The sequence below is a fragment of the Kiloniellales bacterium genome (assembly GCA_030064845.1).
Lineage (GTDB): Bacteria > Pseudomonadota > Alphaproteobacteria > Kiloniellales > JAKSDN01 > JASJEC01.
This window is the reverse complement of sequence record JASJEC010000077.1, coordinates 1-22,409: the sequence shown is the minus strand read 5'-3', so window position 1 is coordinate 22,409 and position 22,409 is coordinate 1. Positions and strand designations below refer to the sequence as shown.

The 22,409-nt window shown below is 67.9% G+C and carries 23 protein-coding genes and 1 pseudogene; 17 read left to right on the top strand and 7 right to left on the bottom strand.

The genetic code is table 11. From position 1 onward, the window contains the following. From QNJ67_19835 to QNJ67_19820, 4 genes are all read left to right on the top strand, one after another. Positions 1-266, top strand: a 266-nt coding sequence (locus QNJ67_19835; protein ID MDJ0611235.1) for an amino acid ABC transporter permease, incomplete at its 5' end; no start/stop codon positions are given. Between the two features lie 4 nt (positions 267-270). Then, the gene (locus QNJ67_19830) at positions 271-933 is read left to right on the top strand and encodes an amino acid ABC transporter permease (GenBank protein MDJ0611234.1); all 663 of its coding nucleotides are present in this window, start codon (positions 271-273) and stop codon (positions 931-933) included. 17 nt (positions 934-950) lie between these two features. Further along, on the top strand, positions 951-1,679 hold the full coding sequence (locus QNJ67_19825; GenBank protein ID MDJ0611233.1) for an amino acid ABC transporter ATP-binding protein: 729 nt from the start codon (positions 951-953) through the stop codon (positions 1,677-1,679). Positions 1,680-1,817: 138 nt separating this feature from the next. Then, on the top strand, positions 1,818-2,381 hold the full coding sequence (locus QNJ67_19820; GenBank protein MDJ0611232.1) for a hypothetical protein: 564 nt from the start codon (positions 1,818-1,820) through the stop codon (positions 2,379-2,381). Between the two features lie 400 nt (positions 2,382-2,781). Here the strand turns inward: QNJ67_19820 and QNJ67_19815 are convergent, their stop codons facing one another. Then, the gene (locus tag QNJ67_19815) at positions 2,782-2,919 is read right to left on the bottom strand and encodes a hypothetical protein (GenBank protein MDJ0611231.1); all 138 of its coding nucleotides are present in this window, start codon (positions 2,917-2,919) and stop codon (positions 2,782-2,784) included. Positions 2,920-3,343: 424 nt separating this feature from the next. On the opposite strand from QNJ67_19815, the gene QNJ67_19810 reads away from it, so the two are divergent. Together QNJ67_19810 and QNJ67_19805 are read left to right on the top strand one after the other, a co-directional pair. Further along, a complete protein-coding gene (locus QNJ67_19810; GenBank protein ID MDJ0611230.1) occupies positions 3,344-3,796 on the top strand; it encodes a TIGR00725 family protein in 453 nt (150 codons plus the stop codon). Positions 3,797-3,812: 16 nt separating this feature from the next. Further along, positions 3,813-4,838, top strand: coding sequence for a patatin-like phospholipase family protein (locus tag QNJ67_19805; protein MDJ0611229.1), 1,026 nt, complete (start codon positions 3,813-3,815; stop codon positions 4,836-4,838). Positions 4,839-4,996: 158 nt separating this feature from the next. On the opposite strand, the gene QNJ67_19800 is transcribed toward QNJ67_19805, so the two are convergent. Further along, the gene (locus QNJ67_19800; protein MDJ0611228.1) at positions 4,997-6,091 is read right to left on the bottom strand and encodes a hypothetical protein; all 1,095 of its coding nucleotides are present in this window, start codon (positions 6,089-6,091) and stop codon (positions 4,997-4,999) included. Positions 6,092-6,320: 229 nt separating this feature from the next. On the opposite strand from QNJ67_19800, the gene QNJ67_19795 reads away from it, so the two are divergent. Together QNJ67_19795 and QNJ67_19790 are read left to right on the top strand one after the other, a co-directional pair. Further along, a complete protein-coding gene (locus QNJ67_19795; GenBank protein ID MDJ0611227.1) occupies positions 6,321-7,451 on the top strand; it encodes a Xaa-Pro peptidase family protein in 1,131 nt (376 codons plus the stop codon). A gap of 177 nt (positions 7,452-7,628) precedes the next feature. Next, the gene (locus QNJ67_19790; GenBank protein ID MDJ0611226.1) at positions 7,629-8,021 is read left to right on the top strand and encodes a GxxExxY protein; all 393 of its coding nucleotides are present in this window, start codon (positions 7,629-7,631) and stop codon (positions 8,019-8,021) included. A gap of 39 nt (positions 8,022-8,060) precedes the next feature. Here the strand turns inward: QNJ67_19790 and QNJ67_19785 are convergent, their stop codons facing one another. Then, on the bottom strand, positions 8,061-8,969 hold the full coding sequence (locus tag QNJ67_19785; GenBank protein ID MDJ0611225.1) for a LysR substrate-binding domain-containing protein: 909 nt from the start codon (positions 8,967-8,969) through the stop codon (positions 8,061-8,063). A gap of 143 nt (positions 8,970-9,112) precedes the next feature. On the opposite strand from QNJ67_19785, the gene QNJ67_19780 reads away from it, so the two are divergent. Then, positions 9,113-10,021 carry a CmcJ/NvfI family oxidoreductase gene (locus QNJ67_19780; GenBank protein ID MDJ0611224.1) on the top strand — a complete coding sequence of 303 codons (909 nt, stop codon included), beginning with the start codon at positions 9,113-9,115 and terminating at the stop codon, positions 10,019-10,021. A 20-nt stretch (positions 10,022-10,041) separates the two neighbouring features. Here QNJ67_19780 and QNJ67_19775 read toward each other — a convergent pair whose 3' ends face one another. Together QNJ67_19775 and QNJ67_19770 are read right to left on the bottom strand one after the other, a co-directional pair. Continuing rightward, the gene (locus QNJ67_19775) at positions 10,042-10,878 is read right to left on the bottom strand and encodes a phytanoyl-CoA dioxygenase family protein (protein ID MDJ0611223.1); all 837 of its coding nucleotides are present in this window, start codon (positions 10,876-10,878) and stop codon (positions 10,042-10,044) included. 241 nt (positions 10,879-11,119) lie between these two features. Next, the gene (locus QNJ67_19770; protein MDJ0611222.1) at positions 11,120-12,157 is read right to left on the bottom strand and encodes a D-cysteine desulfhydrase family protein; all 1,038 of its coding nucleotides are present in this window, start codon (positions 12,155-12,157) and stop codon (positions 11,120-11,122) included. Between the two features lie 237 nt (positions 12,158-12,394). Here QNJ67_19770 and QNJ67_19765 point away from each other — a divergent pair, with 237 nt between their 5' ends. The 4 genes from QNJ67_19765 to QNJ67_19750 are packed head-to-tail and all read left to right on the top strand — an operon-like array spanning position 12,395 to position 16,291. Continuing rightward, entirely contained in the window at positions 12,395-13,267 is an 873-nt protein-coding gene (locus tag QNJ67_19765) for a xanthine dehydrogenase family protein subunit M (GenBank protein ID MDJ0611221.1), read from the top strand. Continuing rightward, positions 13,264-13,746 (top strand): (2Fe-2S)-binding protein, encoded by a 483-nt coding sequence (locus tag QNJ67_19760; GenBank protein MDJ0611220.1) that lies wholly within the window; start codon positions 13,264-13,266, stop codon positions 13,744-13,746. The genes QNJ67_19765 and QNJ67_19760 overlap by 4 nt, the downstream gene beginning before the upstream one ends. Further along, positions 13,743-16,046, top strand: coding sequence for a xanthine dehydrogenase family protein molybdopterin-binding subunit (locus QNJ67_19755; protein ID MDJ0611219.1), 2,304 nt, complete (start codon positions 13,743-13,745; stop codon positions 16,044-16,046). The genes QNJ67_19760 and QNJ67_19755 overlap by 4 nt, the downstream gene beginning before the upstream one ends. Further along, positions 16,046-16,291, top strand: a complete 246-nt coding sequence (locus QNJ67_19750; protein MDJ0611218.1) for a MoaD/ThiS family protein — start codon at positions 16,046-16,048, stop codon at positions 16,289-16,291. The genes QNJ67_19755 and QNJ67_19750 overlap by 1 nt, the downstream gene beginning before the upstream one ends. A 141-nt stretch (positions 16,292-16,432) precedes the next feature. Here the strand turns inward: QNJ67_19750 and QNJ67_19745 are convergent, their stop codons facing one another. After that, positions 16,433-17,572, bottom strand: coding sequence for an aromatic ring-hydroxylating dioxygenase subunit alpha (locus QNJ67_19745; GenBank protein MDJ0611217.1), 1,140 nt, complete (start codon positions 17,570-17,572; stop codon positions 16,433-16,435). A gap of 100 nt (positions 17,573-17,672) precedes the next feature. Between QNJ67_19745 and betI the strand changes: the two genes are divergently transcribed. Both betI and QNJ67_19735 read left to right on the top strand, forming a co-directional pair. Further along, positions 17,673-18,284, top strand: a complete 612-nt coding sequence (gene betI, locus QNJ67_19740; protein ID MDJ0611216.1) for a transcriptional regulator BetI — start codon at positions 17,673-17,675, stop codon at positions 18,282-18,284. Further along, positions 18,281-19,189 (top strand): DMT family transporter, encoded by a 909-nt coding sequence (locus tag QNJ67_19735; protein ID MDJ0611215.1) that lies wholly within the window; start codon positions 18,281-18,283, stop codon positions 19,187-19,189. The genes betI and QNJ67_19735 overlap by 4 nt, the downstream gene beginning before the upstream one ends. Positions 19,190-19,216: 27 nt before the next feature. On the opposite strand, the gene QNJ67_19730 is transcribed toward QNJ67_19735, so the two are convergent. Further along, positions 19,217-19,561, bottom strand: coding sequence for a hypothetical protein (locus QNJ67_19730; protein ID MDJ0611214.1), 345 nt, complete (start codon positions 19,559-19,561; stop codon positions 19,217-19,219). A 383-nt stretch (positions 19,562-19,944) separates the two neighbouring features. Between QNJ67_19730 and QNJ67_19725 the strand changes: the two genes are divergently transcribed. Continuing rightward, a complete protein-coding gene (locus QNJ67_19725) occupies positions 19,945-21,624 on the top strand; it encodes a sulfatase-like hydrolase/transferase (protein ID MDJ0611213.1) in 1,680 nt (559 codons plus the stop codon). A 136-nt stretch (positions 21,625-21,760) separates the two neighbouring features. Further along, positions 21,761-22,409, top strand: a pseudogene (locus QNJ67_19720) (IS5 family transposase).

Genomic DNA, 22,409 nt, shown 5'->3' with positions numbered 1-22,409 from the left:
TGCCGGTGAGCTACCGGATCATCATTCCGCCGCTGACCAGCGACTTCCTGGGCGTATTCAAGAACTCGTCACTCGCGCTAACGATCGGCGTTCTGGAGCTCACGGCGCAAACCCGCCAGATCGAGGAATACACCTTCCAGGGTTTCGAGGCCTTCACCGCCGCCACGCTTCTCTACATCCTGGTGACGGCCATCGTCATGACCGTCATGCGCATTCTCGAAGGCAAGGTCGCCATTCCAGGCATGATCTCCTTAGGGGCGAAGTGACACGATGAGCGACTTCGATTTCGGCATCATCGTCAAGTCTATCCCGTTTCTGCTCGAAGGCATGGGACTGACGCTATTGCTAACCGTCTTCGCCATAATCGGCGGTCTGCTCTTGGGTACGATTCTGGCGCTTTGTCGCCTCTCGCCCTTCAAGCTGCTGTCCTTCCTTGCCGGATCATACGTCAATTTCTTCCGGTCCATGCCGCTGATCCTCGTTATCTTCTGGTTCTATTTCCTGGTGCCGTTTCTCCTCGGCCGACCGGTCGGGGGGTTCTACTCGGTGCTCATCGCCTTCATCATGTTCGAGGCGGCCTACTATTGCGAGATAATGCGGGCCGGTATCCAGAGCGTCCGCACCGGCCAGGTCTATGCCGGCCAGGCACTGGGGCTCACCTACCAGCAGAACATGCGCTATGTGGTCTTGCCGCAGGCCTTTCGGGCCATGGTGCCGATATTGCTCACCCAGGCGATTATCCTGTTTCAGGATACGTCGCTCGTCTATGTGGTTGGCCTCCGCGACTTCCTGGTGGCCGCCGACATCATCGCCAACCGCGACAACAGACTGATGGAGATGTTCCTCACCGTGGCGGTGGTCTATTTCGTGCTCTGCCTGGCGGGCCAAGCCGGCATTCGCAAGTTGCAAGAGAAGTATCCGACCGGCCAATAGGGGATCGCGTCATGGCAATGATCGAGATGCGCAAGGTCAGCAAGTGGTACGGGACCTTCAAAGTGCTCAGCGAGTGTACGACGTCGGTGCAAAAGGGTGAGGTGGTTGTGGTTTGCGGTCCCTCGGGATCGGGCAAGAGTACGCTGATCAAGACGGTGAACGGACTGGAGCCCTTTCAGGAGGGCGAGATCACCGTGGACGAAGTCTCCGTGGGCGATGCCAACACCGATCTGCCGAAATTGCGTTCGCGCATCGGCATGGTGTTCCAGAACTTCGAGCTGTTCCCGCATCTCAGCATCATGCAGAACGTCAAGCTCGCCCAGCTCAAGGTTCTGAACCGCAGCGAGGCCGAGTCGGATAAGCGCGGCATGGAACTCCTCGACAGGGTGGGCCTCGCCGACCAAGCCCTGAAGTTCCCGGCCCAGCTTTCGGGCGGACAGCAGCAGCGTGTCGCCATCGCCCGCGGCCTCGCCATGGACCCCATCGCCATGCTTTTTGACGAGCCCACATCGGCCCTCGATCCGGAGATGATCAACGAGGTGCTCGACGTGATGACGGAGCTCGCTAATGACGGGATGACCATGATGGTCGTGACCCACGAGATGGGCTTCGCCCGCCGCGTCGCCCACCGGGTGATCTTCATGGACGAGGGTCGCATCGAGGAAGACTGCACCAAAGACGACTTCTTTGGCACCAAGCGGGGCGAACGGGCTCAGGAGTTCTTGTCAAAGATACTCCACCACTGAGCAGCCTGCGGAATTAGGCGGTGGGAGGTGGCACCGGCACATATTGCCGTCCAGCCTCGGACAAGACGATAACCCAGAGGTTACGTGGGCGTAGCAGCGGAGATTTCGGCGCGGTGGCGGGTGAAGCTGGGATGGGCGGTGGCCCTGCTGCTCTACGGGGCCTGCTGGGTCTTGCCGATCATAGGGGATGGGTCGCACGGCCGGTATGAAGCAGGCTTTCCCTGCAGCGCCTTGCCGATCTCTACTGTCACGCACGGGCCTCACATCGGCTATGACGGCGCCTGCCTGGCTCACGAAGTGTTCTGGGGCCTGATCACCGAGGGTCGCGATCCCATCGGCTCCGTGACCGATGTCTTGTATGTTCTCTTTGTCTCGATTGGCTGGCTCGCCAACGAGCTGTTTGTCCTGGGTCTCGTCGCCGCGCTCCTGAAGTGGCCGAGAGCCGCGGTTCTGGCCTTCGCCGGGTCGCTCGGCATCATGATCTCCTGGCAGCTCGCCTTTCTCGAGGATTTCCCGCTTCTCGTTGGCTACTGGTCCTGGGTGGGCGCCGGCGCACTCGCGCTGTGGCTCGCCGCAGCGCGCCTGGCCCAGGAAACGAGGCGCGGCACGGGCGCCGTCCTGGCCGAGCCGGCGACGCTGGCCGTTTTCCTCGTTCCGGTCCTCAATGCCGCCGCAGCGGCGGCCATGGATGCGTTTTCGTGATTTTCCGGGGGCGGGCACTGCCCAAAAAGCTAAGACGGCCTTCCTTCCAGCTACCTTATTCTCATCACTGGAGGAAGCGACCGTCTTGCCTTTCGGTCCCCGCGTGCCGCCGTTTCCGGTGGTGCGCGTTTATTAGACCTGCTCTCACGCTAGGGCGGTAAAGTTAACGATTCGTTGAGCTGGCTTGTTTTTCTCATGACATGCCCACAAGAAGGCGCGCGGTGGACACAGCACCCAAAGGAAAGGGCCGGCGCAGCGCCGGCCCTGTTCCGTATCCCCCGTTGAGCCCGGGTCGGTGCCCGAGGCCCTCGGTCCCCTGTCTTGAATGCGGCGCAATCCTGCGCGCTACGGGGTTAACCGGGGGTAAATGAGAGATCGACTGAATCTCGAATGCAGACTGCTAGCGCCTTGCGCGCGCGACTCCTTGGCTCCGCGCTCTGCGCTCCTGCCAGGCGCGACGCAGGAGCATCCCGACGGGCAGCACCACCAGGGCGGCGAGCAGCCCGAAGATGAGAAGGTTCAAGATCGTGGTCACCATGGCTGATGGCCTTTCGTCTTGGTGTCTCCCGAAAACACCGTGTTGCGGATTAGACGTCCGCACGCCGGTTGTCCGGAGGAGGAACCGGTCGGTCCACAGCTTGTCCCCAGGGTTTTCAACAACCCTTGCCTGCTTATTCAGCAGGATATACAACTTTGAGAAAGAATCCAACCACCGCGGTCCGACTTGCAGCCACGGCGGTTCAATCCGATATTGAGGCATCGCAAGAAACCTTTGAGAGCTTTGCGGTATGACGGTCCTTCGCTTGGATCGTGGCCGGTCGGCCCTGTCGAACGGGACGGGCGAAATCTTCGATGCCGCTTCGCGCCGCTGGATCCGGTCCGGTGGCGTCCCGGGCGGGCAGGACCTTTCGCCGCCCGAGGCGGTGCGGTGGCTCCAAAAGGAGAGTGGATGTCCCCTTCGCGTGCCCATTGGCGTCATCGGCGGCCGGGGGGCGACCGCGGACCAGGCGGCGGTCGCCGAGCAGGCCGGCGAGAGCCTGGCGGATCTCGGGCTGACGCTGCTGTGCGGCGGGCGCGGCGGTGTCATGGAAGCCGCCTGCCGTGGTGCGGAACGCGCCGGCGGCCTGTCGATCGGCCTCCTGCCCGACGAGGACTGGCATTCGGCCAATCCCTACGTCGGGGTACCCCTGGCGACCGGGATTGGAGTCGCCCGCAACGCGCTGATCGCGCGCGCCGCCTTCGCCCTGATCGCGATCGGCGGCGGCACGGGCACCCTGTCCGAGATCGCCTTCGGCCTGCAGTTCGGCCGCCCGGTCTATGGGCTCTGCGGGGCGCCGGCGATCGAGGGGGTGGCGATGCGGGCCGACTGGCCGGAGGTCGAAGTGGCGCTGTGCCGGCTGGTGCTGGCCTTTTGACCGATAGCGGAAGCGCATGAGCAAGATTGCACAGTTCACCGGCGGCAAGCCGGCCCCGGACGAAACGGCGCCGGTCGAGCCCGTGCGGCCGCGGCGCGTCGGCCTGGCGCTCGGCAGCGGCTCGGCGCGCGGCTGGGCTCATATCGGGGTGATCGAGGCTCTGGCGGCCCAGGGCATCCACCCCCACGTGGTCTGCGGCAGCTCGATCGGGTCGCTGGTCGCGGCCGCCTACGTGTCCGGCAAGCTGGAGGCCCTGGACGCCTGGGCCTGCCGGGTGAACTGGCGCGAGATGGCGCGTCTCGCGGACCTCAAGCTCTCGGGCGGCGGCCTGATCGAGGGCGACCGCCTGGTCCGCTTCCTGCGCGATCTCTTCGGCGACGTGAAGATCGAGGATCTGGACATTCCCTTCGCCGCCGTGGCCGCCGACCTCGGCACCGGCGAGGAGGTCTGGTTCCGCGAGGGGTCCCTGGTGGACGCCGTGCGGGCCTCGATGGCGCTTCCGGGCCTGATGAGCCCGGTCCGTCTGCACGAGTGGCAGCTGGCCGACGGCGGCCTAGTCAATCCGGTCCCCGTGGGGCCCTGCCGCGAGCTCGGCGCCGAGGCGGTTATCGCGGTCAACCTCAACGGCGACCTCGTCGGCCGCCGCGTGCAGGGCAAGAAGCGGCGCCGCAAACCGAGGCGCCCGCGGGTGCGCAGTAACTCCCGCAGCCAGTTCCTGGAGCGGCTGACCCGCGACATCCCCAACGGGCTGCGCCTCGGCGTCGGCATGATTGGCTCGCAGCTGCTCGCGACCGAAGCCGAGGGGCCGGGCTACTTCGACGTGGTTTTCGGGGCGATCAACGTAATGCAGGACAGGATCACCCGGGACCGCCTCGCCGGCGACGCGCCGGAGGTGCTGATCGAGCCGCGGCTGCGCCATATCAGCCTGCTCGAGTTCAACCGCGCCGAGGAGGCGATTGAGGAGGGCCGGGCGGCGGTCGAACAGGCCATGCCGGCGATCGAGAAGACCCTCGGCCTCCCGCGGCGCCGACGGCACGGCTGAGCACGGCTAGAGCAGATCCGGGTTTGACTGAATCGCCGGAGGCGATCCATCAAACCCGGTGAATCTGCTCTAAACCTATGATGTAGAGCGGATTCACATGTTTAGTTGGCAACCACGAAGTGGTTCCATCTAAACATGATCCGCTCTAGAGACGGCGATCAGCCTCCCGGCCGGGACGTGATCTTGAGCGCGACCTTTTCGCCGTCCGCCACGGGCGACAACTGGAAGCCGCCTTCCTCGACGCCCTCCGAGGCCGCGAAGCGACGATGCTCCTCGGTGAGGAACGCGCAGAGCCGCTCGACCAGGAGGTGGAGTCCGAGGCTGATGTCGACCAGCTCGGCAAGCGGCAGCTCGACGCCGTCGCGGGTCAGGAACAGGGTGTCCTCGCTCGTCTCGTAGGCGGCATCGACGATCGCGCGGTCGAGCTCGCGCCGGCAGACCGCGGTGATCAGGGCTGCGATCTCGCCCTGGCCCTGCGCCTCGCAGTAGCTCAGCACCTCGTCGATCTTGCGTTCGATGGCGACCGCCTCCTGCGCCGTGCCGGCGCCGGCCCGGCCGATCTGGACCCCGACCGGCTGGAGCGCTTGGCCCTCCGGGTCGAGGATCTGCTGGTCGCCCGTACCGATCGCGACCAGGCTGATCAGCGTGTCGTAGAGCGGGGAGAAGGCGTATAGCCGGTGATAGCTGAGCAGGTGCAGGGTGAGGTCGGCCCGGGTCGCGAAGCCGAGCTCGACCGGCACCGCCGCCACGCCCTGCTCGGACAGCAGGAGGTCTAGCTTGTTCTTGGCGATCAGCTCGCGCACCACCGCCGCCCCGTCGCTGAGCGCCGAGAGCTGCGCCGCCTCCGGCATGACCGGCGAGAAAAGGAAGCCGCAGAGACTGGCGTAGTTGTCGTCGCGGGCCGCCGCCAGCAGACGGTCCAGGGCCGCCAGTCCCTGGCCGATGACCGACTGCGGCGCGCCCTTGCGAATCGAGATCTCGTAGCCGGCGCACTGCGGGCAGAGCGCCTCGTCGCGAGCGCCGCGCACCCGCTCGCCGAGGCGCGCCAAGTGCTCCTTGCTCAGAATCGCGAGCGCGCCGCAGGCGCACTGGAAGACAATCTTGTCCTTGTCCTTGGCTCCCAGCGCGAGGGCGATCTCGCGGCAGAAGTCGAAGAGCGCCGTGTAGCCCTGGTCGGCCTCGAGCAGGAGGGTGCCGCGGTCGACCTCGGAGAGATCGAGCAGCTGGTTCGAGAAGTAGCGGCGTCTGATCATGTCACTCGCGGGCTCCCCTTCCTCGGTGAACCCGGGCCCGCTCGGCGCGAGCGCGCCCGTTTCGCACCCGAATCGGCGGCCGAACGCGCCACCGGGGCGGCGTAACACGTCAGCATTGGCGTTCCCGCCGCCGCAGGTCAAGGATTACCGCCGCTCGACGGGTCGCCGGGGGTCCGGTAGCCTCAGAAACTCGAGGCGGCGCCTGGCGCCACGTGAGGAGTTGCAAGGGATGCCCTTCACCCGGGAGGAGTTCGAAGGCCGACTGGCCGCGTTGCAGCTGGCCATGGCCGAACGCGATGTCGACCTGGCGATCCTGGACCAGGGCGAAGCGCTGTTCCACCTGACCGGCTACGCCGTCTCCCAGACGCGCTACCGGGCCTGCCTGGTGCCGCAGAGAGGCGCGCCGGTCTACGTTCTGCGCAACCTCGACCTGGGTCACTGCCGCGAGCAGATTTGGTTCGACGACGCTATAGGCTTCGCCGATTGGGAGGACCCGATCGCCGCGGTCGCTGCGGTCATCGAGGCGCGGGGCTGGCAGAACGGCCGGCTCGGACTCGATCACGAGTCGACGGCGCTCAGCGTCAGGGACTACCAGCGCTATGGCCGGCTTCTGCCGTCGGCCGAGTTGGTCGACCTGGGCGACCTCCTGACCCGACTGCGGGCGCGCAAGTCGGCGGCGGAGATCGCTTACCTGCGCAAGGCCTCGGCGGTCGCCGACACGGCCATGGCGGCGGTGGTCGCCCAGGCGGCGACCGGGCGCTCGGCGCGGGACGCCGCCGGGACCGCGGCTTCCGTCTACTACCAGGAAGGCGCTGACAACGGCTTTGTCGGACCGGTCACGGCGGTGCGCGGCGACGCTGCCTTCCTGCATCCGCGGCTGACCGACGATCCGCTGGAGCCCGGCGACGTGCTGCACGCCGAGCTCATTCCCCGGGTCCAGGGCTACTGCGCCCGGATCATGCGGCCGACCGTGATCGGCGCCCCGGGCGCGGCGCAGCGTGACACGGCCGGCCTGCTGATCGAGCTCCAGGACCGGCAGATCGCGGCCATGCGGGCCGGCGTGCCGGCGGCGCGGGTCGACGCCGTCCTGCGCGAGGGCCTCCGAGCGGCCGGGCTGGACGGCGAGCTGCACAACGTCTCGGGCTACACGCTGGGCCTCTACATGCCCTGGAACCCCCGCACCAGCGACTTCACCGGCATCTTCCTGCCCGATGCCGACTGGCCGCTGGAGCCCGGCATGGTCTTCCACATGTACGCCGCGGCCAAGGGCCTCGGCTTCAGCGAGACCGTCCTGGTGACCGACGACGCCCCGGAACGCCTGACCCGCACCGACCGCCGACTCTTCACCTCTGCGGCGTAGGTCCTCGGTTCCAAAAAAAGAGAAGATTCACCACAGAGACACAGAGAACACAGAGGAAAAACCACGGTTCTTTTGGCGCGCTTCGCGCGCAAACCACTCTTTTTGTTTCTCTGTGCTCTCTGTGTCTCTGTGGTGAAATGCTTTTTTTGGTGTTCAAAGGCAAGGGAGGCTTGGAAAGTGACTTCAGGGGCCGATGCTTCGCCACGTGATCCGCTCACGGAGAAAGTGATCGGCCTGGCGATCGAAGTTCATCGGAGCCTCGCGCCGGGGCTTCTGGAGTCCGCCTACGAACAGTGCCTGTGCTATGAGCTTGAAACGCATGCACTGCCGTTTCGACGCCAGATGCCGTTGCCCATCGCCTACAAGTCGGTGAACTTGGATTGCGGTTATCGCATCGATCTGGTCGTGGACGAGGCCTTGATTGTCGAGGTGAAGTCGGTCGACCGTCTTCTGCCTATTCACGACGCACAGCTTCTGACCTACCTGAAGCTGAGCGGGCTGCAAACCGGTCTCTTGATGAACTTCAATGCCATGGCTTTGAAGGACGGGCTTCGGCGGCTGGTCGCGTAATTCCAAGTAAGGGCACAGAGCGCACAGAGGGATAGCTTTTCACTTCGGCGCGGTGCGGGCGCTGAAGTCGCGCAGCCAGCGGGCGACGCGGCGGGAGGCGGCGGTCGGCTGGCTGTCCTTGGCCCAGCAGAGGTGGTAGCCCGCCGCCGAGACGTCGGGCGTGCCGAAGGGGGCGACCAGCGCGCCGGACGCGAGGCGGCCGTCGACCAGGGGGCTGCGGCCGATCGCGAGACCCAGGCCGTTCTCCGCCGCTTCCAGCACCAGCTCCTGGGATTCCAGACGCAGCGCGCGCTCTAGCGGCGGCGCCTCGAGGCCGTGCGCCCGAGCCCACTCGTCCCACTCGTCGGGGAAGTAGCCGTTGACGATCAGTCGCGCGCCTTTCGGCAGCGCCCGGAAATCCAGGGGCGATTCGCCTTCCAGGTAGCCCGGCCTGCAGACCGGCATGGTCGTCTCGGCGAGCAGGAAATCCGATTCGACGTCGGCCCAGGGGCCGCGCCCATGGCGGATCGCCAGGTCGACCTGCTCGCGCCGCAGGTCCAGGAGGCGGGTCGTGGTGACCAGCTGGAGGTCGATCTCCGGGCAGGCCTCCTCGAAGGCCGCCAGGTTCGGGATCAGCCAGAGGATCGCCAGCGAGGGCGGCAGGGTCAGCGCCACGCGGCCTCGCTCCTTCGGCCCCATGAGCGCCCGGGTCGCGTCCTGAATGCGGTTCAGCGCCGGGTCGATCTCTTCCAGATAGCGCGCCCCCTGGGCGGTCAGGCTGACCCGCGGCCCGTTGCGCTCGAACAGGGGGACCCGGAGGAAGTCCTCGAGGCGCCGCACCTGGTGGCTGATCGCCGACTCGGTGACGCCGAGCTCCCGGGCGGCGTCGCGGAACCGGCCGTGGCGGGCGGCGGCGTGGAACGCCCGGAGGGCGGGGAAGGGCGGCAGCCAGTTCTGCGTCTCGGCCATGGGAACGATCTGGCCTAAACATGAACAGAATTCAAGATACCATGATCCCAATTCTCTCGAAATGATGCAAAGACCGGCCAATCTTGGGTTTCAGGACATCCTAGATCAAACCTCGATCATGCTAACCGAGAAGGAGCCAGGACATGCTGCAGGACACGACCACCACGGCTTTCAGCTCGGCCGGCGCCGCCGGCGTGCTGAGCCGCCCCAAGGCCGACAAGGCCGCCGCCGAGAGCGGCAAGACCGTCGAGGCCGAGATCACCTTTCTGCTCGGCAATGACCAGAAGCCGGTAATCCACATCACCCCGGAAGGCACCCGCGAGCCCGAGCGCACGGCCACCTACGGTCCGCGCAAGGTGACGATCCGGGACGCCCGGCCGCACGCCGCCGCGCTCTCGCTGGATCGCGAGGGCTTCGCCCTGGTCAGGCACGAGACCGCCGTCACCGACTTCCAGGACGAGGCGGAGGTCGAGCGGGTCTACTACCCGGAGATGGCGCGCCTGGTCAAAGAGGCGACCGGGGCCAGCCGGGTGCTGGTCTTCGACCACATGCTGCGGGTCGACGGCGGCCGCCATGAGGAGCAGGCCAAGTTCCATGCCCCGGTGCGCCGGGCGCACAACGACTACACGGCCAAGTCCGGGCCGCAGCGGGTGCGCGACCTGCTGCCCGAGGAGGCCGGGGCGTTGCTCCAGGGCCGGGTCGCCGTGGTCAACGTCTGGCGGCCGATCCGCGGCCCGGTCGAGACCGCGCCCCTGGCGCTGGCCCACGCCGCTTCCGTGCCGGCCGAGGACCTGGTGGCGGCCGACCTGGTCTATCCGGACCGGCGGGGCGAGATCTACGAGGTCGCCTACAATCCGGCGCACCGATGGTACTACGTGCCCGAGATGACCCGGGACGAGGCGCTCCTGATCAAGGGCTACGATTCCTTGGAGGACGGCACGGCCCGCTTCGCGCCGCACACCGCCTTCGACGATCCGACCACCCGGCCGGACGCCGCGCCGCGCGAGAGCATCGAGATCCGCACCCTCGTGTTCTTCGACCGGGAGGACTGACCGAAACTTGGACCGGGCGTCTAGAGGCGCCCGGTCTGGCGTTCCGCACCCTGGTAGAGGATGTCGCGGACGGCGCCGCTGGCCTTCTCGTGGAAGGCCACGGTGTCGGCCGCGAAGTCCGTTTGCGGTCGCGGCGTGTGTTCGAAGTGGCCGAAGTCGTCGCGTCCGCGCACAAGCGCCGCGCTGTCCCAGTCGGCCAGCTTCTGACGGGCGCAGGTCGGCATGTAGTGCAGCGATACGCCGATCCGCCGATCGTCCGTGGTGTTCGGGCCCGAAGCGTGGGCGAGCCGCACCGAGTGGAGCGACATCTGGCCGGGCTCGAGCGGCATGTGGACCGCCACGGTCTCGTCGATCGCCTCGGCGACCTCCTGGCCCCGGGTCAACATGTTGGACTCGTGGTAGCGGTCCTCATGGGCGAGGGTCTCGCCGACGTGGGTCCCGGGCAGGACGCGCATGCAGCCGCTCTCCACGCTCGCCGGCGACAGGGCGATCCAGGCCGAGACCACCTCGCCGCCGTCCAGTCCCCAGTAGTGTATGTCCTGGTGCCAGGAGACGAAGGACCGACTGCCCGGCTCCTTTATCCAGAAGAGCGTGTTCCAGCAGAGGATGTCCGGGCCGATCAGGTCCTCGATCGGATCGACCACGCGCGGATCGCGCATCAGGTCGTCGAGCCATTTGAACAGCAGGTGCGCCTTGTTGCGCTGCGGCTGCTGTAGGGCGCCGCCCTGGCGCGCCTCGACGGCTTCCAGCCTGCCCCGGAGATCCGCGACTTCCTCTTCGGAGAGCACCGGAACCGGGAAGAAGAACCCGTCGCGATGGTATTGCTCGGATTGCCGCTCGGTCAGCGCCTTACCCATGGCCGCCTCCTTCCGCCGGGTGGTTCCCTGTCGAGGGATGGTAGGGTCCGTGCTCGGGAGCGCGCAAGCTTCGCCGGTTGAGGGGGTTTTCTCCAGCAGGATGATGGAAAAGCCTGGAGCCCTTGATCACGGTCATCCTTCGACATGCTCAGGATGAGGGTAAGTACTTGCGACATTTCGCCCTCACCCTGAGCTTGTCGAAGGGTGATGGTCCTGACTGAGCACTTTCTCAGCAGCCCCGCTAGACCACCGCGTCCGCCAGCGCGGGACCGTAGGCGAAGACGGCGGGGATGCCGCCGGTGTGCAGGTAGAGGAGGACCCGTCCCGGCTCGGCCTCCTTGGCGCGCTCGATGAAGCCGGCCATGGACTTGCCGGTGTAGACCGGGTCGAGGATCAGCGCCTCGGTCTGGGCGGCCAGGGCGATGGCATCGAGCGTCGCCTGGTTGAGCTGCCCGTAGCCGGGCCAGAAGGCCGTGTCGTCGACGATCACGTCGGCCTCGGCGACCGGGTTCTCGACCTCCAGCAGATCGGCGATCTCGCCGCAGCGGCCGGCGATGCGGCCGGTCTGTATCTCGGCCGGGCGGCGCACGCAGACGCCGGTGACCCGCACCCGGCAACCCAGCGCGCGGAGGCCGTAGAGGATGCCGGCGTGGGTGTTGCCGCTGCCCGAGGGCACGACGATTTCGTCCAGCGCCAGGCCCCGTTCCGCCAGCTGCGAGAGGATCTCGCGCGCGGCGACCACGTAGCCCAGCGCGCCGAGCGGCTTGTGCCCCGGCGCCAGCGGGATGATGTAGGGGCGGCGGCCCTCGGCCTCGAGCCCGGCGGCGATCTCGCCCAGGCGCCGGTCGGCCCCGGCCTCGTCCTCGCCCTCCGGATAGCTGTGCAGCGTGGCGCCGAGCAGGCGGTCGAGTAGGACGTTGCCCGACTCGCGGTAGAGCGGGTCGGTCTTGCCGGGCACCCGCTCCTCCAGTTGGATGTGGCAGTCCATGCCCTGGGTGCGGGCGGCGGCGGCGGCGAGGCGGACGAAGTTCGACTGCACCGCGCCGGTGATGAGGACGGTGTCGGCCTCCTGCGCCCGGGCCTCGCCGAGGTAGAACTCGAGCTGGCGTACCTTGTTGCCGCCCATGGCGAGGCCGGTGCAGTCGTCGCGCTTCACCAGCAGGCGGGCGTCCGTCCCCAGGACCTCGGTGAGCCGGTCCATAGGCTCCAGCGGCGTCGGCGCGTGTCCGAGCCGGATCCGCGGCAGGTCGTCCAGCCGCCCCAGCATGTCCCCGCTCATGGCCCTTCTCCCATCTCTTCTTGCCCTTCGACCGCCTCTACGTATCAGCGGGCAGCGCTTCCAGAAAGCCCGGAGCGGGCGGGACTGGTGAAAGCCGCTTGCCCTGCGCGAAAAGATCGTAACCAAAACATCGCTTCAACGGACGATTGCGGCCGCTATCATAAGCGCTGGCGTCGAGACGGCGGAACGGCCAAGATGTCGCGCGAATTTTGGTGCTGAACGGACGCTGGGAGACGTATGAGCGGATTACAGTACGAGGCGCCCTTCACGGTCGAGGCGGCGGTGATGCTGCTGACCGCGTCGGGCGACAACGCGCGGGTGCTGGCGGGCGGCACCGACCTGCTGGTCCAGCTGCGCGCGGACCTGATCGATCCCGAGCTTGTGGTCGATCTCAAGCGCATCCCCGACCTGCGCCGGATTTCCGAGAAGGACGGCGGCTTCTCCGTCGGCGCGGCGGTGACCGGCGCCGAGATGGGCGAGCACGCCGCGCTCAAGGCGGCGTGGCCGGGCGTGGTCGAGGCGATGGAGCTGATCGGCTCGACCCAGATCCAGGGCCGGGCGACCATGGGCGGCAACCTGTGCAACGCCTCCCCCGCCGCCGATTCCGTGCCGGCGCTGATCGCGGCCGGGGCGCTCGCCACCGTGGCGGGACCGGACGGCCGGCGCCAGGTCCCGGTCGAGGACGTCGCGACCGGCCCGGGGCAGACCTCGCTGGCCAAGGGCGAGATCGTCGTCTCGTTCCAGTTTCCGGCGCGCCCGCCGCGCTCGGGCGACGCCTATCTGCGCTTCATCCCGCGCACCGAGATGGATATCGCGGTGGTCGGCGCCGGGGTGAACCTGACTTTGGACGAGGACGGCGCCTGCAGCGACGCACGGGTCGCCCTGGGCGCGGTCGCGGAGCGCGCGCTCCTGGTGACCGAGGCCGCCTCGGCGCTGATCGGCACCAAGGTCGACGAGGCCGCGCTGGACAAGCTGGCGGAGGCGGCGAGCGCCGCCTGCCGCCCGATCGACGACAAGCGCGGGACCGTCGCCTTCCGCACCAGGGTCGCGGGCGTGCTGGCCCGCCGGGCCGCCGTGAGCGCCGTGGCGCGGGCGAGGACCGCGGCATGAGTCGGGTCCACGTCGAGACCACGATCAACGGCGACTCGGTCGAGTTCCTCTGCGATCCCGAGCAGACCCTGCTCGACGTGCTGCGCGACGAGCTGCAGCTGACCGGCAGCAAGGAGGGCTGCGGCACGGGCGACTGCGGCGCCTGCAGCGTGATGCTCGACGGCCGTCTGGTCTGCGCCTGCCTGGTGCTGGCTCCCGAGGTGGCCGAGCGCGAGGTCGAGACCATCGAGGGCATGGCCAAGGGCGAGGAGCTGCATCCCCTGCAGCAGAAGTTCCTGGAGCACGCGGCGCTGCAGTGCGGCATCTGCACGCCGGGAATCCTGGTCGCCGCCAAGGCGCTGCTCGACCGCAACCCGGACCCGAGCGAGACCGAGGTGCGCTACTGGCTGGCCGGCAACCTCTGCCGCTGCACCGGCTACGACAAGATCGTTCGCGCCGTGCTCGACACGGCGGCCGACATGAGAGGAGAGGGCGCATGAACGACCAGTCCAAAGCGCTGCCCAACGTCAAGCCGCTCAACTGGGTCGGCACGCGGCCGGTCCGGCCCGACGGCGTCGACAAGGTGACCGGGCGTGCCAAGTTCGGCGCCGACCTCTACCTCTCGGGCATGCTGCACGGCCGGGTGCTGCGCAGCCCCCATCCCCACGCCCGGATCCGCGCGATCGATACGAGCAAGGCCGAGGCGCTTCCCGGCGTCAAGGCGGTGGTCACCCGCGACGACTTCCAGGACATGGAGTCCGAGTTCGTGCCGGCCGGCGAGATGCTGGTCAACTACCGCGACATCGTGCGCAACGTCATGGCGCGGGAGAAGGCGCTCTACGAGGGCCACGCCGTGGCCGCCGTGGCGGCGACCAGCGTCGCGACCGCCAAGAAGGCGCTCAAGCTGATCGAGGTCGACTACGAGGTGCTGCCCCACGTGATCGACGTGATCGAGGCCATGAAGCCCGACGCGCCGCTGCTCGACGACACGCTCTTCACCCAGGGCGTCGAGCCGGCGCCGGACAAGGCCTCCAACGTGGCCAAGCGGGTCGAGTTCACGATGGGCGACGTCGAGGCCGGCTTCGCCCAGGCCGACACGGTGATCGAACGCACTTTCGAGACCAAGCCGATCCACCAGGCCTACATCGAGCCCCACGCCTGCGTCGCCAGCGTCGCCGAGGACGGCCAGGCCGAACTCTTCTGCACGACCCAGGGCCACTACGTGGTGCGCGCCCACTGCGCGCGCCTGCTCGGCATGGAGATCTCCAAGATCCGCGTCACCGCGTCCGAGATCGGCGGCGGCTTCGGCGGCAAGACCGTGGTCTACCTTGAGCCGACGGCGCTCGCCCTGTCGCGCAAGGCGGGCCGGCCGGTCAAGCTGGTCATGACCCGCGAAGAGGTGTTCCGCGCCACCGGCCCGACCTCGGGCAGCCACATGCGGATCAAGGTTGGCGCGACCAGGGACGGCCGGATCACCGCCGGCGAGGCCGAGCTCAAGTACCAGGCCGGCGCCTTCCAGGGCTCGCCGGTCCAGCCGGGCGCCATGTGCGCCTTCGCGCCCTACGACCTGGAGAACGTCAAGTCGGTCGGCTACGACGTCGTGGTCAACCGGCCCAAGGTGGCGGCCTACCGCGCGCCGGGCGCGCCGATCTCGGAGTACGCCGTCGAATCGGTGATCGACGAGCTGGCCAAGACGCTCGGCATCGACCCGGTCGAGTTCCGCCTGAAGAACGCCGCCAAGGAGGGCACCCAGGCGGCCTACGGCCCCAAGTTCGGCCCGATCGGCCTGGTCGAGACCCTGCAGGAGGCCAAGGCGCACGAACACTACAAGGCGCCGCTGGGCGAGAACCAGGGGCGCGGCGTCGCCTCGGGCTTCTGGTTCAACATCGGCGGCGAGACCTGCGCCTCGGTCAACATCACCGAGGACGGCACGGCGACCCTGGTCGCCGGCACGCCGGACATCGGCGGCTCGCGCGCCTCGCTCTCGATGATGGCGGCCGAGGAGCTGGGGCTCGACGTGGCCCAGGTGCGGCCGATCATCGCCGACACGGATTCGCTCGGCTACACCTTCCTGACCGGCGGCAGCCGGGTCACCTTCGCCAGCGGCATGGCGGTGATCGAGGCCTCGCGCGAGTGCATCCGCCAGCTGCGCGAGCGGGCCGCGAAGCTCTGGGAGGTGCCGCTCGAGGACGTGCTCTGGGAGGACGGCAAGGCGGTCGCCAACGGCGCCCACGCCGGCAAGCACCCGCCCATGCCGCTCGCCGAGATCGCCAAGACCGCCGGCAAGACGGGCGGGCCGATCGTCGGCCACGCCCAGATCAACGCCCAGGGCGCCGGCCCCAGCTTCGGCACCCACCTGGTCGACGTCGAGGTCGACAAGGAGACCGGCCGGGTCACGATCCTGCGCTACACGGTGATCCAGGACGCCGGCAAGGCGGTCCATCCCAGCTACGTCGAGGGCCAGTTCCAGGGCGGCGCGGTCCAGGGCATCGGCTGGGCGCTCAACGAGGAGTACGTCTACGGCGAGGACGGCCGCCTGCAGAACGCGGCATTCCTCGACTACCGCATTCCCGTCGCCTCCGACGTGCCGATGATCGATACCGTGATCGTCGAGGTGCCGAACCCGAACCACCCCTACGGCGTGCGCGGGGTCGGCGAGACGCCGATCGTGCCGCCCATGGCGGCGATCGCCAACGCGGTCGAGAACGCGCTCGGCATCCGCTTCACCGCCCTGCCCATGTCACCGCCCAAGGTGCTGGAAGCGATCGAGAAGGCCAAGACCGAGCGCAAGGCGGCCTGATGCCGCGGGTCACCCTGACCGGCAACCTGCGCCAGGTCGTGGGCGGTGCGAGCGAGATCGAGGTCGAGGCCGAGACGGTGCGCCAGCTCTTCACCGCGCTGGGCGAGCGCTATCCCGCGCTCAAGCCCCACCTCGACGCGGGCCCGGCGGTGGCGATCGACGGCCAGATCTACCAGGACGCCTGGCTGCAGCCGATCCCGCCCGACGCCGAGGTCCACATCATGCCCCAGATCGCCGGCGGCTGACGCTGGGTAACAAAAACAGTCTCACCACAGAGACACAGAGAACACAGAGGAAAAACCAAAGTTCTTTGGCGCGCTCTGCGCGCAACCCACTTTGTTTGGTTCTCTGTGTCTCTGTGGTAATTCGAGCTTTTTGTTTAGCCCTCAGCCCTCGTCGAGGGCGTCGAGGACGAGGCGGTGGAAGTGGTGGACGGCGTGCTCGCTGATGCCGCTCTCGGCCGGGTGCACGACGAAGCGGCCCTGGTTGTAGGAGCGGGACTTGAGGCCGCGCTGCACCGATTCGCAGAGGCCCTGGTCCTCCGGGCCGAGCACCGCGCCGAGATAGTCGAAGGCGGCCTGGTTCTCTTCTGCATCGTCGCCCAGGGCGAGGCGCTGGCCGGCGAAGACCGTGGTCTCCAGGTCGACCGGCAGGATCGACAGAATGGCGAGGTGGCCGCTGCCGGGCATCAGGTTGATCGTGGTGGTCGGCCAGAAGTACCAGAAGGCCGCGCCCGGGAAGGCGCCGGCGGCGTCGAAGTCGTAGGCCCGGTTGTGCGCGCTGGTCTTGGGGCCGAGCTGCCGCGACCAGAGCCTGGCGGTATCGACCTGGTAGGACGGCAGGTCGATCATGTCGGCGAAGGCCGGGTGGGCCGGCGTGCAGTGGTAGCACTCCAGGAAGTTGTCGACGACCACCTTCCAGTTGGCCTTCATCCCGGCGCTCTCGCCGAAGGAGAAGGTCTCGACCACGCGGAACGCCTCCAGGTTCGGGATCCGGCTGCGTAAGTCGTCGAGCAGGTCGCCGGCGACGCTCTCCAGGGGCTCGGCCTCGGGGTCGAGCGAGACGAAGACCAGCCCCGCAGCCTCCTCGACCTTGAATTCGGTAAGGCAGATGCCGCTCTTGTCGAAGCCCGGCAGCTCTTCGGTCTTGCGCGCGTTCTCCAGCCGGCCGTCGAGGGCGTAGACCCAGGCGTGATAGGGGCAGACGATGGTGCGCGTGTTGCCGGTGCCGCTGAGCAACTCGTGGGCGCGGTGCTTGCAGACGTTGAAGAAGCCGCGCAGTTGGCCGTCGCCCCCGCGCACGACGCAGAGGCTCTCGTCGGCCAGGCGCAGGGTGACGTAGTCGCCGGCGTCGCGCAGCTGGCTCGCGTGCGCGACGAAGTGCCAGTTCCTGTAGAAGATCGCCTGCTTCTCGCGTTCGTAGACCTCGGGGTCGAGGTAGTAGCGCGCGGGCAGGGTGTAGCCGCGCTCGGCTTCCGCGCCGACGTCCTTGTCGAAATCGATCCGCAGAACGTTGTCCCGGGCCATCTTCCCCTCCCTCCGGCTTCTTCGTCTTGTCTCACGCGGCCGGATCTGATGCTATGACCAGAATATTGGACGGTCAACCAAGGTTCCGGAAGGACGGTCTTTGAGAACTCGGATCGAGGACGTCAGGCGGCGCGACCTGACCGAAGCGGCGCTGGAGACGCTGCGCCGCCACGGCCTGCAGGGCGCGACCGTGGCGCGGGTCGCCTCGACGCTGGGCATGTCCCAGGGCATCGTGCACCACTACTTCAAGGACAAGACGGCCCTGCTCGAGGCCGCCATGCGCCGGGCCAACGCCGAGCTCTCGGCCGAGGTGGTGGCCCTGCTCCGCACCGCGCAGACCCCGCGCGAGCGCCTGATGGCGGTGATCGAGGGCAACTTCGCGGCGCGCAGCTTCACGCCCGAGGTGGCGCGGGCCTGGCTCGCCTTCCTGGCCGAGGTGCCGCGCGCGCCCGGCTTCGCCCGGATCCAGCGGGTCATGCAGCGGCGCATGCACAGCAACCTGCTGCACGGATTCAAGGCGGTGCTGCCGCGGCCCAAGGCCGAGCGGGCGGCCAGCGGCCTGGCGGTGCTGATAGACGGCCTCTGGCTGCGCCTCGCGCAGGGGGTGCAGCCGGTCGACCGGCCCGAGGCCCTGGCGATCGCGCGGGGCTATCTCGACCAGTGGCTGGGCGAGACGCCCGGCGACAGCAGCAACGGCGGCGCCACACGATGACCTCGGCCCTGCTCAGGGCCCGGCCCGACCTGCTGCCGACCCTGGCGGTCGCCCTGTCGGGCGCGCTCTGGGGCCTGTTCTGGATTCCCATGCGCGTGGCCGAGGAGGGCGGCCTGCCCGGCGGCTGGGGCGCGGCCGTCTTCTTCCTGCCGGCGGTCGCGGTACTGGTCCCGGCCGCCTTGCGGCGGCGCGGCGCGCTCAAGGCGGGCGGTCTCGGCCTGATCATCACCGGCTTCCTGACCGGCTCGGCCTTCGCCTTCTATGCCGTCAGCCTGGCCTATACCGATGTGGTCCGCTCGATCCTGCTGTTCTACCTGACCCCGGTGTGGAGCACGATCCTCGGCCGCTTCCTGCTGGGCGAGCGGATCACGGCGACCCGCCTCGCGGCGCTGGCGCTCGGCCTCGCGGGGCTGGCGGTCATCCTGGGCGCCGAGGGCGGCTTTCCCTGGCCGCGCAACGCGGGCGACTGGCTGGCGCTCGCCGCGGGGATCGGCTGGGCCTACGGCTCGCTGCGGGTCTACCAGGACGAGGCGACTCCCGGTTCGGGCGCCGGGGTCTTCGAGCAGGTCTTCGTCTTCCTCGCCTGCGGCTGGGTCGTCACCCTCGCGGTGCTGCTGATGCTGCCCGGCGGCGCCCCGGCGCCGCCGCTCTCGGCGCTCTCGTCCGAGGCCGCGATCGTGCTCGGCGTGCTGGCGCTGGCGACGCTGCCGACCGCCTTCCTGATCCTCTGGGGCGCCAGCCGGCTCAGCCCGGCCCGGGTCGGCATCCTGCTGATGATGGAGATCGTCGTCGGCGTCACCACCGCCGCCCTCTGGGCCGGCGAAGCCTTCGGCCTGCCCGAGGTCGCGGGGACTTTGCTGATCCTGAGCGCCGCCGCCGCGGAGTCGCTCAGGCGGCCGGGGTGACGCGGAAGTTACGAGGATCGCCCTAAGCTATCGATACCCGAGCTCTCGGACCACGCGGGGGGATTCGAGCGTAATGGTCAACTCTATGGGAACATCCACGTTCTCGCGATCCTCGAAGTTGCCGTCTTCGTTGCGGTACACCGCGAGGACGATGAAGTCGTCTTTCCGCTGCGTGATGGCCAGATTGTAGGTTTCTCTCGGCCACTTCTTGTTCTTCGCAATGTAGGCCTCCGCGGTGCCGACGACTTCCGGGGGGATCTTCGGGTCGTCGGTCTTGGGGACGGCCGCGCAGGCGGCGAGCAGGCAGAGCGCCACGATCAGGGCCGCGAAGCCGGTGAACCGCCTGAGATCGGGAAGACCGAGGGTTGTCATCGGCGAACTCCATTAGGGACGATTGCTTGACCTGTCGACCGGACCGGGCGCGGCGACACGAGGCACTCACCCGTCGGTCCCTCTGACATTGAGGACGATCCAGGCAGGGGATGCAAGAAGGCGCGAGATTCGCAGGCGTCGAGACATCGGCGCTACACCGGAATTCTCACTGGCAAAGGGGGTGCGGTTAGCTATCCTGGGACTGCGCCGGCGGGCTCGAAAAGAATCTCACCGCCCTCGAGGCCGCGTGTCGCGGCCTTTGACCGAAATTGCCCACTGTTCGAACAGAGGTGCGCGGCATGGACAGGGATAAGAGAGCGGGTCTGACACGCCGACAATTCGTCGGGACCGGTGGCGCGGCGGCTCTTGCCGGGGCGGCCGGCATGGCTTCCCGCGGCGCGTCGCCTGCGCGGGCCCAGGACGGCGGGCGCTACAATATCCTGATGATCGTGACCGATCAGCAGCGCTACCTGTCGCCCGCTGACCTGCCGGCCGGCTATCGGCTGCCCGGGCAGGAAAGGCTGGCCGCCCGGGGGGTCGTCTTCGAGAACCACCAGGTCGCCTCCTGCGTCTGCACGCCGTCCCGCGCCGTGATCTACACCGGGCAGCACATCCAGAACAACGGCATGTTCGACAACACCAACTTCCCGTGGGCCAACGATCTCTCGACCGATTTGCCGACTCTCGGCGACCGGCTGAGTGCGCTCGGCTACTACACCGCCTACAAGGGCAAGTGGCACCTCACCGCCGAATTCGAGATGGCCAATGAGCTCCATCGGCCGACGAGAATCCTCAGCGCGGAAATGGAGCAGTACGGCTTCTCGGACTACGTCGGCTTCGGCGACATTATCGCGCACACCAAGGGCGGGTTCCTCCACGACGGCGTGATCGCCGCGATGGCAAAGGGTTGGCTGCGCGGCCGGGCGATCGACCTGCAGTCCCGGAACAAGCCCTGGTTCATGGCCGTCAATCTCGTGAACCCGCACGACGTCATGTACTACAACACCGACCTGCCGGGCGGCCCGGCGAAGCAGGCGGCGACGGCGCTCATGGACTTGAACCACGCGCCCGATACCGAGCAGTTCAATCGCCGGTGGGACGTGACGTTGCCGCAGTCGCGCCATCATTCCCTGTCCGCGCCAGACCGGCCGGCGGCGCACAAGGACTTCGCCATGGCCCGGGCCGGGCTGGTCGGCCGCGTGCCGAACGAGGACGAGCGCTGGCGCCGATTGAACGACTACTACCTGAACTGCATCCAAGCCGTCGACCGTCACGTGCTCGATATTCTGGACGAGCTGGACGACCTCGGCTTGGCGGACAGGACGGTCGTCGTTTTCACCGCCGACCACGGCGAGCTGGCGGGGGCCCACGGCCTCAGCGGCAAGGGGACGACGGCCTACCGCGAACAGCTCAACGTGCCCTTTGTCCTGTCGCACCCCGGTTTCCCGGGCAGCAAGCGCTGCAAAGCGGTGACCTCGCACCTCGACATCGCGACCACGCTGCTCAGCATCGCCGGAGCGACGCCCCGCGATACCGGGGATCTGCCGGGGTCCGACATCACGAAGGTGCTCGGCGCGCCGGAAGCCGCGCCACTGGACGCGATTCGTCCGGGCGCCCTGTTCAACTACAACATGCTCGCCTACCTGGACGGCGACTTCCTGATGAGCGTTTCCCGCTTCATCCGCGAGGGGGGCAGAGCGGAGGACCTGCCCAACCAGGGCTTCAGGCCGGACCTGGGCAAGCGGGGCGCCATCCGCAGCGTTTTCGACGGCCGCTACAAGATGAGCCGATACTTCTCTCCGCGGCAGCACCACACCCCGAACTCCCTAGAGGAGCTGTTCGCCAACAACGATGTGGAGCTCTTCGATCTCCAGGCCGATCCTCACGAGATGCGCAACCTGGCGGGCGACCGGCGCGGCCACGCAGACCTTCTCGTCGCGATGAACGACCGGCTTAACGTCCTGATCGAAACAGAGGTGGGCGAGGACATCGGTCAGATGCTGCCCGGCGGTGCCGACGCGAACTGGAAACTGGACCCAGGCGTCAGCAGGCTGCGCATGTAGGTGTCTGGGGCTGCCGGCCGCAATCGGCGTTGCGGAGAGGCGAACGCGGTCGCTCTAGGTCATAAACTCATAAAGTTGTAGCGCGGCTCGATTGGAATGTGATTCAAGCTTCTCGTGGGAATAGGAGGAGCTTGGGATGACCCGACGCCGTTACGAGATTACCGACTTTGAGTGGTCGATCATGGAACCGCTGCTGCCGAACAAGCCTCGGGGCGTGGCGCGTGTGGATGACCGGAGGGTGCTGAACGGGATTTACTGGCGTCTGCGGACCGGCTCGCCTTGGGCCGACATCCCGGAGCGCTACGGCCCTGCGACGACCTGTTACAATCGCTTCGTGCGCTGGCGCAAGATCGGCGTTTGGGACCGGATCTTCGAGGCGGTCTCGGCGGCCTACGACGGCGACTTGCAGATGATCGACAGTTCCTCGGTCCGCGTTCACCAGCACGGGGCGAACGCAAAAAAGGGGGCCCGGAGGCCACCACCGGAGACCAGCCTGACGCCCGATGCATGGGGCGCTCGCGCGGCGGATTGACCACCAAGATCCACGCCCTGGTCGACGCCAAGGGGCTGCCCGTTGCTCTCAAGCTCACCCCCGGCCAAGCCCACGACGGCAAGAGCGCGGCCGACATGCTTGACGGCCTGGGGGCGGGCCAGACGCTGCTCGCCGATCGGGCCTACGATTCGAACGCCCTACGCCAAGCCCTGCAAAAGCGCGGCGCCTGGGCCTGCATCAAAGCGATGCCTGGCCGCCTGGAGCCGCCCGCCTTCAGCCCCTTCCTCTATCG

What these genes read in the sequence shown, in the direction of transcription:
- QNJ67_19830 (MDJ0611234.1), top strand. Translation starts at nt 271, where the DNA reads ATGAGCGACTTCGATTTCGGCATCATCGTCAAGTCTATCCCGTTTCTG.
- QNJ67_19825 (MDJ0611233.1), top strand. Translation starts at nt 951, where the DNA reads ATGATCGAGATGCGCAAGGTCAGCAAGTGGTACGGGACCTTCAAAGTG.
- QNJ67_19815 (MDJ0611231.1), bottom strand. Translation starts at nt 2,919, where the DNA reads ATGGTGACCACGATCTTGAACCTTCTCATCTTCGGGCTGCTCGCCGCC.
- QNJ67_19805 (MDJ0611229.1), top strand. Translation starts at nt 3,813, where the DNA reads ATGAGCAAGATTGCACAGTTCACCGGCGGCAAGCCGGCCCCGGACGAA.
- QNJ67_19800 (MDJ0611228.1), bottom strand. Translation starts at nt 6,091, where the DNA reads ATGATCAGACGCCGCTACTTCTCGAACCAGCTGCTCGATCTCTCCGAG.
- QNJ67_19795 (MDJ0611227.1), top strand. Translation starts at nt 6,321, where the DNA reads ATGCCCTTCACCCGGGAGGAGTTCGAAGGCCGACTGGCCGCGTTGCAG.
- QNJ67_19785 (MDJ0611225.1), bottom strand. Translation starts at nt 8,969, where the DNA reads ATGGCCGAGACGCAGAACTGGCTGCCGCCCTTCCCCGCCCTCCGGGCG.
- QNJ67_19780 (MDJ0611224.1), top strand. Translation starts at nt 9,113, where the DNA reads ATGCTGCAGGACACGACCACCACGGCTTTCAGCTCGGCCGGCGCCGCC.
- QNJ67_19775 (MDJ0611223.1), bottom strand. Translation starts at nt 10,878, where the DNA reads ATGGGTAAGGCGCTGACCGAGCGGCAATCCGAGCAATACCATCGCGAC.
- QNJ67_19770 (MDJ0611222.1), bottom strand. Translation starts at nt 12,157, where the DNA reads ATGAGCGGGGACATGCTGGGGCGGCTGGACGACCTGCCGCGGATCCGG.
- QNJ67_19765 (MDJ0611221.1), top strand. Translation starts at nt 12,395, where the DNA reads ATGAGCGGATTACAGTACGAGGCGCCCTTCACGGTCGAGGCGGCGGTG.
- QNJ67_19760 (MDJ0611220.1), top strand. Translation starts at nt 13,264, where the DNA reads ATGAGTCGGGTCCACGTCGAGACCACGATCAACGGCGACTCGGTCGAG.
- QNJ67_19755 (MDJ0611219.1), top strand. Translation starts at nt 13,743, where the DNA reads ATGAACGACCAGTCCAAAGCGCTGCCCAACGTCAAGCCGCTCAACTGG.
- QNJ67_19750 (MDJ0611218.1), top strand. Translation starts at nt 16,046, where the DNA reads ATGCCGCGGGTCACCCTGACCGGCAACCTGCGCCAGGTCGTGGGCGGT.
- QNJ67_19745 (MDJ0611217.1), bottom strand. Translation starts at nt 17,572, where the DNA reads ATGGCCCGGGACAACGTTCTGCGGATCGATTTCGACAAGGACGTCGGC.
- QNJ67_19735 (MDJ0611215.1), top strand. Translation starts at nt 18,281, where the DNA reads ATGACCTCGGCCCTGCTCAGGGCCCGGCCCGACCTGCTGCCGACCCTG.
- QNJ67_19730 (MDJ0611214.1), bottom strand. Translation starts at nt 19,561, where the DNA reads ATGACAACCCTCGGTCTTCCCGATCTCAGGCGGTTCACCGGCTTCGCG.
- QNJ67_19725 (MDJ0611213.1), top strand. Translation starts at nt 19,945, where the DNA reads ATGGCTTCCCGCGGCGCGTCGCCTGCGCGGGCCCAGGACGGCGGGCGC.